Origin of the sequence: Arthrobacter sp. 135MFCol5.1 (genome assembly GCF_000374865.1) — a bacterium.
Classification (GTDB): Bacteria; Actinomycetota; Actinomycetes; order Actinomycetales; family Micrococcaceae; genus Arthrobacter.
Genome location: NZ_KB895471.1, coordinates 37,937 through 49,166 on the forward strand (window position 1 = coordinate 37,937; position 11,230 = coordinate 49,166).

Here is an 11,230-nt window from a genome sequence, read left to right on the forward strand (position 1 = left end):
TGTCAGTCCGGCACCGGCTGGCACGTGGGGCAGAAGTAAATGTCCCGTTCCTCCTCGCCGTTGGGCTTGCCCAGGAGGCCTCGCTGGATGGGAGTCCCACACTTGAGGCACGGTCGTCGTTCCCCGCCGTACACCCAATAGCCGGGCCTGCCGGCCATCCTGCCTACAGGGAGGCCGCGGGCATTGAGGACAGTAACGCGGCGGCCGGGGCCGAGGTTGGCCTCCAGCAATTGTTTGGCGTCGGTCATCATGGTCCGGACGTCCACGACGTCGGCCACGGGCGTGGCGGGATGCACTCCCGACAGGAAGCACGCCTCGCAGCGGTAGATGTTGCCGATGCCCGCGAGATTCCGTTGGTCCAGCAATGCCACGCCGATCGGTACCTCCGGGCGGGACCGGACACGGCGTTCGGCTTCATCCAGGTCCCAGTCCGGGCCCAGGAGGTCCGGACCCAGGAATCCCACGACGGAGTCCTCATTGGCCGTGGCCACCACTTCCAGGATTCCCAGGGAGAAGCCGACGGCGTCCGCAGCGGCCGTCCGCAGTACGCACCGGGCGGTGAATCCGGGCTTCCGCCACCGTCCGCCCGGCGGGTAGACCTGCCAGGCCCCTTCCATTTTCAGGTGCGAGTGGATGGTCAGCCGTTTGTCCTCCGGGCCCACCACCCGCATCAGCAGGTGCTTGCCGCGCGGGACCACTTCCTCGACGGTCCACCCTGCAAGGTTCAGCGTGGCAAACCGCGGCACACGGAAATCCGAGGCAAGCAGCGCCTGCCCCGCCAGGGCCTGGTGCAGTTGACGGGCGGCCCGCCAGACGGAATCCCCCTCAGGCACGGATCCTCAATCCCTTTGGCGTGGAGTAGGCGCCGGCGGCGCTGAGGGCTGCGGCAACGGGGGTGTCCAGGATTCCCTGCCCGTTCACCTTCTCCATGATCAGTTTGTCCACGGCTCCCCGGGTGACCACCCCGACCAGGGCAGCCCCGGCAGCCGCCAGGACGGCGGCGTCATCGCTGAACGCCAAAAGAGTCTTGCCACCGCGTTCCACGTACAGCACCAGCGCGCCATCCACCAGCACTACCAGGGCACCCGCCTTCCGGCCGGGGCGGTGGCCGGTACCGGCGTCGTCCCTCAGTGCGGGCCAGGGGAGGGCCGCGCCGAACGGGTTGGCGGGATCGGTGGCGGCAAGGGCCAGGGCCACCGGTTCCGCCTTGGCCAGTTGCGTGTCCTCCGAGTAGGAACGGAGCCGGTCCACGGTGGCGGGAACGGCGAACTGGGCCGCGCCGAGGTGTTCGATGAAGTAGCCGCGCCGGCACCGGCCCGCTTCCTCCAGCCGCGCCAGTACCTTGTACATGAGCCCGAAGCCGCCGAGGATTTGTTCGGCCATGACCGAGCCCCTGGTGACCACGCCATACCGGTCCAGCAGGAGTTCAGCAGTGGCGCGGGCGTGGATGGTGGCATCGAGTTCGGGCTCGGGAAGGGCGGACCAGCGGCCGGCTGCCGTAGCAGGCGTTGAAGCTCCCTGCGCTCCGTACCGGCCGCCGGCCAGCCCGGGGGAGCCCAACAGGCCGGTGCCGTGGGAGCGGCCCAGCCGGCTCAACCGCGGTGCCCGGGCGCGCGGGGCACGGGCCACTTGCCGGTGCGCTGTATGCCCGCCGGCGATCAGGGACCGGACCGGGGCGAATGTGTCGCCGGTAATCCTGCCGGCCCATGCGAGTCCCCACAGCGCGGTGACCACCTCCTGGTCGCTGAGGACGGCGTCCATGCCGCCGGCCACTTCGGTGAGCTGCCGGAAGAAGTACCCGCCACCGTTGTTCCGCAGGTGGCCCAGGAGGCGCCGGCCGGCATCTCCGGGCTCGAAGTCAGGGGCAGGATTGAGCGTCAACTCCGCGGAGTCAGCGAGGTGGAGGCTGATCCAGCCGTCGTTTCCCGGCAAGGATCCGGCGCCCGACCACAAGACCTCACCTGCCGCCATGAGTTCATCCAGCATGGCGGGCTGGTAGTTGGATACCCGGCTTGCCAGGACCAGCGGCTCCCAGGCCGAGGCGGGAACGGGGACCCCGGAGAGCTGGTCGATGGCGGTGATGATGCCGTCCAGGCCGCGCAGGGAGGGTTGGCCGCGCCCGCCGCCGGGGGTTCTGACATGCTGCCAGGCCGGCAGGAAGCGCCCATAGGCTGCGGCGTCCACCGGTTCCACTTCGGCGCGCAGCGCGGCCAGGGAGCGGCGGCGGAGCTTGCGCAGCACCTCGGCGTCGCACCATTCGCTGGCGACCGCCTGCTGGCCGACAGGTGAGGAGCTGCCCGATGGTGCCGGCTGGTCGGCCGGACGGCTTTGATCCCCCGGCCCCGATTCCTGCCCGCCCGGCTCCAGCGGTGGGGCCTCGGGCGGGGTGGCGTGGGGCCGGAACTCTCCTTCCACGACGCGTCCGTCCGCTGCCAGCCGTTTCAGTGCCGTGCCCACCACGGCAACGCCCAGGCCCAGCCGGGTGGCGGCTTCGGCTGCCGTGAAGGGACCGTGTGTCCGGGCATACCGGGACACGAGATCGCCCAGCGGATCGGCAACGGGTTCGATGAAGGCCAATGGCACACCCATGGGCAGCGGCACGCCGATGGCATCGCGGAGGCGGGCGGCATCCTCGACGGCGGCGAACCGCTCAAACCCGCCGATGTTGACCTTGATGGCGCGATTGGCCCGCTGGAGCGCGGCAAGGTGGGCGGCCGCGTCGGCGACGGCGGCGGGGGTGTCGGACTGCCCGGTATCGGCGGCCTCAACCGCAGGAGAGGTTTCGGCAGGTTCCACGGCCGGAGAGGTCTCGGCAGCCTCAACCGGCGGCGCCGTGCCCTGCAACCGCGCGGCTGCCTCTTCCGGCGCGAGCGGGCCCAGCAGCCGCAGGAGGTCGGCCACTCCCTCCATGCCCCGCGCACGCCGGTCCGGGGTCAGCCGCTGCAGTTCGCGTTCGGTGGCCTCAATGACCTTGGCGTCCAGGAGTTCGCGCAGTTCCACCCGGCCCAGCAGTTCGTTGAGCAGCGTGGAGTCCAGGGCCAGGGCCGCGGCTCGGCGTTCCGCGAGCGGGGAGTCGCCTTCGTAGAGGAACTGGGCGACGTAACCGAAGAGCAGGGACTTGGCGAATGGCGAGGGCTGCTGGGTGGTGGTCTCCACAATCCGCAGCTCGCGCCTTTCCACGGAGGCGGCGATGTCCTTCAAGGCCGGCAGATCGTAGACGTCCTGCAGGCATTCCCGGACCGTTTCGAGCACGATGGGGAACGTGGGGTACTTCCTGGCCACGTCCAGCAGCTGGGCCGACCGCTGGCGCTGCTGCCAGAGCGGCTGGCGCTTGCCGGGGGTCTGCCGGGGCAGCAGCAGCGCGCGGGCCGCACACTCGCGGAAACGCGAGGCGAAGAGGGCGCTGCCGCCCACCTCGGCGGTGACGATCTGCTCCAGTTCCTCCGGGTCGAGGAGGAACAGTTCGGCGCCCGGGGGCTCGTCTTCCATCATGGGCACCCGCAGGACGATGCCGTCGTCGGCCGCCATGGCCGAGCCGTCCAGCCCGTACCGCTGGTGAAGCCGCTGGCCCACCGCGAGGGCCCACGGCGCGTGGACGGGCATGCCGAACGGGCTGTGCAGGATCACGCGCCAGTCGCCCAGTTCGTCGTGGAACCGCTCCACCACGAGCGTGGTGTCGCTGGGGACCACCTCGGTGGCCTGCTTCTGCTCGCTGAGGTACTGGATGAGGTTGTTGGCAGCGAAGTCGTCCAGGCCGCTGGCTTTGCACCGTTCGGTGGCCGGGCCGGGATCGGACGCGGACAGTTCGCGGACGAACGCGCCCAGGGCGCGGCCAAGGTCCACCGGGCGGCCCAGGGAGTCGCCCTTCCAGAACGGCAGCTTGCCGGGCTGGCCGAACGCGGGGGAGACCAGGACGCGGTCGTGGGTGATGTCCTCGATCTTCCAGCTGGTGGCGCCGAGGGCAAAGACATCGCCCACCCGCGACTCGTAGACCATTTCCTCGTCGAGTTCGCCCACACGCCGCCCACCCTTGGGCGCACGCGCCGGTTTTCCGTCCTCGGCCGGGGACGCCGAGCCTTCCGCCTCCGTGCCGATGATGTAGACGCCGAACAGTCCGCGGTCCGGGATGGTGCCGCCGGACGTGACGGCCAGCCGTTGGGCGCCGGGACGGCCCTCGATGGTGCCGGCATTCCGGTCCCAGATGATCCTGGGGCGGAGTTCGGCGAATTCGTCGGACGGGTACCGTCCCGCCAGCAGGTCGAGGGTGGCCTCGAACGCGGAGCGGGGGAGGGACGCGAAGGGAGCGGAACGGCGCACGGTGCTGAACCATTCCTCCACGTCGATGCTCCCAAGGGCCGTTGCCGCCACCGTCTGCTGGGCCAGGATGTCCAGCGGGTTGGCCGGGATGGCCAGCCGCTCGATCTTGCCATCCAGCATCCGTTCCACGGTGATGGCCGTGTGGACCAGGTCCGCCCGGTGCTTGGGGAACAGGACGCCTTGGGAGACCTCGCCCACCTGGTGGCCTGCACGGCCCACCCGCTGCAGGCCGCTGGCCACCGACGGGGGCGATTCGACCTGGACCACCAGGTCCACGGCACCCATATCGATGCCAAGTTCCAGCGATGACGTGGCCACCACGCACCGCAGCCGCCCGGATTTGAGGTCGTCCTCGATCAATGCCCGCTGGTCCTTGGAAACGGAACCGTGGTGCGCCCGCGCCAGTACCGGATCTGCGCCGGCGGAACTGCCCGCTTGCGCCATCATGTGCGCGGGTGTGGCCGTTGACGCGGGAAGGCCCGACGACGGTCCCCCCGGGCTGCCCGGCCCGGCGTCGAGCCCTTCCGGGGCGGCGTCGTCCCAGCCGCCGCCCACGGCCACCAGCTGGCGTTCGGCGTAGATTTCGTTGAGCCGGGCGGTGAGGCGTTCGGCGAGGCGCCGGGAGTTCGCGAAGACGATGGTGGACTGGTTGGCCAGCACCAGGTCAACGATCTTTTCCTCCACATGGGGCCAAATGGATGCCTGCGGCTGGAGGCCGGAAGCGGGCCCGGAGTCGAACGCGCCCGCAGCGCCCTGCAGGTCCGACATATCCTCCACCGGCACCGACACCGTAAGGTCCCAGTTCTTGCTGGCCGGCGGCGCGACGATTTCCACGGGGGCGGAACCGGCCAGGAACTGTGCCACGAGTTCCCGCGGCTCCACGGTTGCGGAAAGCCCGATGCGTTGCGCAGGTTTGGGCAGCAGCGCATCGAGCCGCTCCAGGGACACCGCAAGGTGGGCGCCGCGCTTGGTTCCGGCCACGGCATGGACCTCGTCGATGATGATGGTGTCCACCTCGGTGAGGGTTTCGCGGGCCCTGGAGGTGAGCATGAGGAACAGCGACTCGGGGGTGGTGATGAGGATGTCCGGCGGGTTGCTGAGCAGGGCCCGGCGGTCCGCTGTGGGGGTGTCCCCGGACCGGACGCCCACGGTGATCAGCGGTGCCGGGAGCCCCAGCCGCTTGGCTGTTTGCGTGATGCCGATCAGCGGCGAGCGGAGGTTGCGTTCGACGTCGACGCCCAACGCCTTGAGGGGCGAAATGTAGAGGACGCGGGTTTTGCGTTTGGGTGCCCGGGACCGCTTGCCTTTGGCCGGGGTTTCCGCTGCGGGATCGGGGGGCGGCGGGGCCGTGCCGAGGAGGCGGTCCAGGGCCCACAGGAAGGCGGCGAGGGTCTTGCCGGACCCGGTGGGCGCCACCACCAGTGCGTGCGAACCTGACGAGATGGCAGTCCAGGCCCCGGCCTGGGCCGGTGTTGGTTCGGAAAAGGCGCCAAGGAACCAGTCCCTGGTGGCGCGGCTGAATTGGGCCATGGGCGCAGCGGAGCCGGGAGCGCTGCCGGCAGGACGCTGTTCCTGGTTCATGCCTCCATCATGCCCCAAGGCACCGACACTGGGTTTCGACGGCCGCCGCGACCCGGCGTGGGTGCCGGGTCGCGGCCAGGTCCGCCGGGCCGTGCGCGGTCAGGCCGGTTGGAACGCCCCGATGGAGAGCAAGGTGATTTGCGCGTTGCCGCAGGCCTTGGTGGGCTGCGGGAGGAACAGGGAGTCGGTGTCCTCGGGCGGGTAGACCCGGTAGCCGGCGGCATCCACCGGCGAGCAGTCCATGTAGTTGCCGGCCTGCGTGTAGCGCAGTACCGCGGTGCCGGTCTGGCCGGGGGCCAGCAGGACGTCAACCACTCCCGTGGAGTCGTCGCGCGCGGCCGGGGCTCCGATCGGGGCGCCTGCGGCGTCCGCAACCAGGGAGACGCCGGCGAATCCCTTGAGGATGCAGGGTTCGGTTCCCTTGTTGGTGAGGTTGAGCTTCATGTAGACGCTGCCCGCCGCGCCGCCGCCGGAGGCATCGGTGGCGGCCGTGAGTCCGGCCGCCTTGCACAGGGCAGGCGCTCCGGCGGCGGTGGTGCCGGGGGCGGGGGAGTCCGGCGTCGTGGCAGGTGCGGAGGACGACGGCGGGGCCGAGGATGCCGACGACGTGGGCGACTGGCTGGCCTGCCCGGTGGCGGGCGTCGTCGTCGTTTGGGACTGCGGCTGGCTTGGAGCGCACGCGGTGAGCAACAGCGTTGCCGTTGCGGCCGCCGTCGTCAGGGCAATCGCCTGGGAAATTATCTGAGACCTCATGGCACCACCTTCGCCGTACCGGTTGCCCGCGTCAACGATGCCACCTGCCTTGGCGGCAATTTGATGCCCGGATCGTGATGATCCGGCCACTGGAAGGCTTCCGCGGGATGGCATGCGGCGGCGCACCCCGGCCGGGAGCGGCCATCCTCAGTCCGTCTCGGGTCCCGTGCAGTACGGGCAGTCCTCGGGGCACTCCGTCATGCCGGCACCACCGCCAGGTCCAGGCCGTCTGCGAGGTGGAACAGCCGGCGGCCCCCCGCGGGCGCGGTCACCCACACGATGCCGCCGTCGTCCGTCCTGTCATCCACCACGCCGCTGAAGGCCACCCGGCCGTTCCTGCGGAGTTCCACCAGGTCGCCGGTCTCGACCGGGTCCCAGCGGACAGGGCTTTTTACGCGGCTCGTCATTGAAGTCACGGGCATTCCTTTGCACGGCGTGGTTGCGGCGGCAGCTGCCGCCCAATGAAGCCATCAAACAGGGACGCTGCCGCCCAACTCAATGGAGGAGTGACCACGCTCCACGCTCCTTCTTTGTGCAGGCCTCCAGCAGGCTGGTGCAGGGGTCCGGAAGGCCCGTGTGCCACGGGGAAGGGCGGGGTTAGACTGCCTGCGTAAGCGTCGGCGATCGAAGGAGAAGTTCATGGACTACACCGGAAGCCAGTCGGAAAAGGCAGTCACAGCCGGTGAACTGGGCCGCAGCCACATCGGGCAGACAATCAGCTTCCAGCCGAATGAATTCACGGTGGTCTTCGGCAAGCTCGCAGGAATCGCGCGGACGGAAGCCATGGTTTACATCTCCCTGACAGGGGTGGGGAACGGCACGCACCTGAAGGATGAGTACGACCTGCCGGCTGCCCACGAGGTCTTCGTTCCCGTGGACGTCATCACCAACGCCGAATCCACCATCAAGGATTTGTTCGGCAAGGTCCAGGAGAACCTCCGCGGGACCGGCCACAAGGGCGGCGAAGACCGGACCGACCGGCTGTAGCCCCGGAAACCTGGCTGATGGCCGGCATCGTTTTCGATGCCGGCCATCAGTGCTTGGGACGCCAGTGCACCACATCTCTGTTGGAAGGAACATCATGGGCAACGAAGCTGCATGGCAGGAAACCACAACCGCGGGCCGGTTCGCCGGCAGGACCGTCATTGTCACCGGTGCAGGCTCGGGCATCGGGCTGGCAACCGCGCTGCGCGTCGCCAAGGAAGGCGGCCGCGTGATCGCGGCGGACATCAGCAAGGAACGGCTGGATGACCTTGTGGCCGGGAACCCCGGCCTGGATTTGGTTGCCGTTGCCGGTGACATCTCCACCGAAGAGGCCGTGGCGGCAGTGGTGGCGGCCGCCGGCGGCAGGGTGGATGCGCTGGCCAACGTTGCCGGCATCATGGACAACTTCGCCCCCATCCACGAGGTGGACGACCAAGTCTGGGAGCGGGTCTTCCGGATCAACGTCACCGCGCTGATGCGACTCACCCGTGCGGTGGTGCCGCTGATGCTGCAGGCGGGCACCGGCTCCGTGGTCAATGTCTCCTCGGAGGCCGGGCTGCGGGGTTCCGCCGCGGGTGCGGCCTACACGGCCTCCAAGCATGCAGTGGTGGGCCTTACCAGGAACTCTGCCGTCATGTACGGCCCGTTGGGGCTGCGCTTCAACACCGTGGCGCCGGGCGCCACCATCACCAATATCGAGGCGAACTGGGGCTCGGAGCTGGCGGCGGGGCGGCTGGGTCCGCTGATGCAGGCGAACATCCCGACACCCGCCACCGCCGCGCAGCTCGCCGCGTCCATCACCTTCCTGCTCAGCGACGACGGCACGAACGTCAACGGCGCCGTGCTCGCTTCCGACGGCGGCTGGTCGGCACTGTAGCGGGCAGCACCGCTGCCGGCAGGCACTTTAAAGCCAAGCGGACGACGCCGGGTGCGGCCCGTCGTCGTCCGCCCACCCGGGCAGCACCCCGCAGTGCGGCCTAGTACGCCTTGACGCGCTGGTCCACCACGAGGTGGACCAGCGCGAACGTGCGGTCCCGGTCGATGGCCGCCAAGGCGGCGTCCAGGGCCGCCGGCACGTCGCGGTCATCCCTGACCGTGATGCCAAAGCCACCGAACGCCGTGGCCATCAACCCGAAGTCCGGGTTCTTGAGTTGGGTGCCGGAGACCCGCTGCGGGTAATGCCGTTCCTGGTGCGTGCGGATGGTGCCGTACTCCTGGTTGTCCATGACCACCACCAAGGGTGTGGCGCCATACTGGGCGGCGGTCGCCAATTCCTGGCCGTTCATGAGGAATTCGCCGTCCCCCGCGATGGTCACGACGCGCCGGTGCGGCTCGGCCAGCGATGCGGCAATGGCGGACGGGATGGAGTACCCCATGGAGCCGTTGCGGGCACTGAGCATGGACGCATAGCGGCGGGTGGGGAAGTACCGGTGCGCCCAGTTGGTGTGTTCGCCGGCCCCGAAGGTCACCACGGCGTCCTCGGAAAGCCGGGGCACCAGGTTGGCCATCAGGGTGTCCATCCTGGCCTGCCCGGCCCCCGGGGCAGCGGGCGGCAGCGCGGCAAAGCGTTCCTGTTCCGCCCTCATCCGGGCCGTCCAGTCACGCCACTCGTCCTTGACCGGCAGCGCGACGCCCTGGAGGTCGCGCACGAAGGCCTCCGGTTTGGCCAGGATTTGCCGGGACACCGGGCCGGACCGTCCGCGCAGCGACGGGTCCACCGTGACCAGGAAGTTCTCCTTGGTCCAGTCCTGCCGGCAGACGAAGCCATCCGTAATGACATCGCCTGGGACCGTGCCCACAAAGACCAGCAGGTCGGTTTCCTCCAACAGGTCGTAGGTGGGCCGGGGGCGGCCGTACCCGATAGGGCCGACGTAGGACGGCGAATCGAAGGAAACTGTTCCCTGGGTCCGCCACTCGGCAGCAGCCGGGATGTGGTGCCGTTCCAGCCACCCGGTGAGCTGGAGGGCGGCTTCCTGGGTCCAGTCGTTGCCGCCAGTGACGAACAGCGGCTTGCTGGACCTGGCCAGGGCGGCTTCAAGGGCTGCGGAATCCGTGCTGCCCATGCCGCCGGCTGCCACGGGAATCGCCGGATGCAGGGCCGGGCTGACCTGCCGCCGGATCACGTCCTCCGGCAGGCCGACCACCACGGGGCCGGGCCGTCCGCTCATGGCCGCGAACATCGCTTCGGCCACGATTTCGGAGGCCCGCTCCGGGTGGTCAAGGACCATGACCCTTTTGGCTCCGGTATCGAACCAGGACTTGATGTCGAACTCCTGGAACGCCTCGCGGTCCCGGTGGGCGAACGGGATGAGCCCCACGAAGAGCAGCATGGGGGTGGAATCCTGCCAGGCGGTGTGCAGTCCCACATGGGCGTTGGCCGCGCCCGGCCCGCGGGTCACCATCGCCACCCCCGGACGCTGGTTCATCTTGCCGTCGGCCTCGGCCATGTAGGCGGCGCCGCCCTCATGGCGGCAGACGATGGTTTCGATGGCGGACCCGTGCAGGCCATCGAGCACATCAAGGAAGCTCTCGCCGGGAACAACGTAGGTGCGCTCCACGCCATGCGCCACCAGGGAATCGACAATGACGTGCCCGGCGGACTTCAGGGTTGGCTGCGCGTTCTCCGGCACGTGTGGGCGGAGGTCCTGCCGGTCTTCGACGACGGCGGCGGGCTGGGAACGGGATGCGGTCAGGGAGGGCTGCGGCTCTGGAGTCATGTTCTTTCTTTGGTTCGAAGGGTGGCGGAAGGTCCGGGTCAGGTGATGGGTGTCCGGTTGGCGATGACGGGGGAGGTGCCGGTGTAGCCGTCGCGGGTTTCGGCGATGTGGCGGATGCGGGTGCGGCAGGCGTACCAGCCGATGACCATGAGGATGGAGGCGATGGCGGTGACGAGCATGGTCAGGGGTGAGTCGATGAAGACCATGATGAGGACGCCGATGAGGAAGAGGAGGGAGAGGTAGCCGGTGTAGGGGGCGCCGAACATGCGGAAGGTGGGGCGTTGGACCCAGCCTTTGTCGGCCCAGCGTTTGAGTTGGATTTGGCATAGGACGATGGTGGCCCAGGTCATGATGATGCCGACGGAGGCGATGTTGAGGACGATTTCGAAGGCGTCGGCGGGGACGAGGTAGTTCAGGGGGACGCCGAGGAGGGAGACGGTGGCGGTGATGGCGATGCCGCCGTAGGGGACGCCTGCTTTGTTCATGCGGGAGGCGAAGCGGGGGGCGGAGCCGTTGACGGACATGGAGCGCAGGATCCGGCCGGTGGAGTAGAGTCCGGCGTTCAGGGAGGACAGGGCGGCGGTGAGGACGACGAGGTTCATGATGACGTCTACGCCTTGGACGCCGATGGAGCCGAAGAACGTCACGAAGGGGCTGACGCCTTTTTGGTAGGTGGTGTAGGGGAGCAGGAGGGCGAGGAGGATCACGGAGCCGACGTAGAACACGGCGATGCGGAAGACCACGGAGTTGATGGCTTTGGGCATGATTTTTTCGGGGTTTTCGGTTTCGCCGGCGGCGGTGCCGACGAGTTCGATGGAGGCGTAGGCGAACAGGACCCCTTGCATGAGGATGATCATGGGCAGCAGGCCGGTGGGGAA

Annotated in this window: 7 protein-coding genes and 1 pseudogene; 2 read left to right on the forward strand and 6 right to left on the reverse strand. The window is 69.1% G+C overall.

What is annotated here, in order from left to right; genetic code table 11:
* Positions 1-2 precede the first annotated feature (2 nt).
* From C563_RS0119670 to C563_RS0119685, 4 genes are all read right to left on the reverse strand, one after another.
* Entirely contained in the window at positions 3-833 is an 831-nt protein-coding gene (locus tag C563_RS0119670; RefSeq protein WP_018763791.1) for an Fpg/Nei family DNA glycosylase, read from the reverse strand.
* On the reverse strand, positions 826-5,898 hold the full coding sequence (locus C563_RS0119675) for a DNA glycosylase AlkZ-like family protein (RefSeq protein ID WP_018763792.1): 5,073 nt from the start codon (positions 5,896-5,898) through the stop codon (positions 826-828). The genes C563_RS0119670 and C563_RS0119675 overlap by 8 nt, the downstream gene beginning before the upstream one ends.
* Positions 5,899-5,997: 99 nt before the next feature.
* Complete coding sequence (locus tag C563_RS22685; protein WP_026265151.1) at positions 5,998-6,651, reverse strand: DUF4232 domain-containing protein; 654 nt, start codon at positions 6,649-6,651, stop codon at positions 5,998-6,000.
* A 197-nt stretch (positions 6,652-6,848) separates the two neighbouring features.
* Positions 6,849-7,058 carry a hypothetical protein gene (locus tag C563_RS0119685; RefSeq protein ID WP_018763795.1) on the reverse strand — a complete coding sequence of 70 codons (210 nt, stop codon included), beginning with the start codon at positions 7,056-7,058 and terminating at the stop codon, positions 6,849-6,851.
* A gap of 232 nt (positions 7,059-7,290) precedes the next feature.
* Here C563_RS0119685 and C563_RS0119690 point away from each other — a divergent pair, with 232 nt between their 5' ends.
* Together C563_RS0119690 and C563_RS0119695 are read left to right on the forward strand one after the other, a co-directional pair.
* The gene (locus C563_RS0119690) at positions 7,291-7,638 is read left to right on the forward strand and encodes a hypothetical protein (protein WP_018763796.1); all 348 of its coding nucleotides are present in this window, start codon (positions 7,291-7,293) and stop codon (positions 7,636-7,638) included.
* Between the two features lie 94 nt (positions 7,639-7,732).
* Positions 7,733-8,512: an SDR family NAD(P)-dependent oxidoreductase gene (locus C563_RS0119695; RefSeq protein ID WP_018763797.1), complete on the forward strand. Its 780-nt coding sequence runs from the start codon at positions 7,733-7,735 to the stop codon at positions 8,510-8,512.
* Between the two features lie 100 nt (positions 8,513-8,612).
* Here the strand turns inward: C563_RS0119695 and C563_RS0119700 are convergent, their stop codons facing one another.
* Positions 8,613-10,352 carry a thiamine pyrophosphate-dependent enzyme gene (locus C563_RS0119700; protein ID WP_018763798.1) on the reverse strand — a complete coding sequence of 580 codons (1,740 nt, stop codon included), beginning with the start codon at positions 10,350-10,352 and terminating at the stop codon, positions 8,613-8,615.
* A 38-nt stretch (positions 10,353-10,390) separates the two neighbouring features.
* A pseudogene (locus C563_RS0119705) lies at positions 10,391-11,230 on the reverse strand (amino acid permease); the annotation flags it as partial.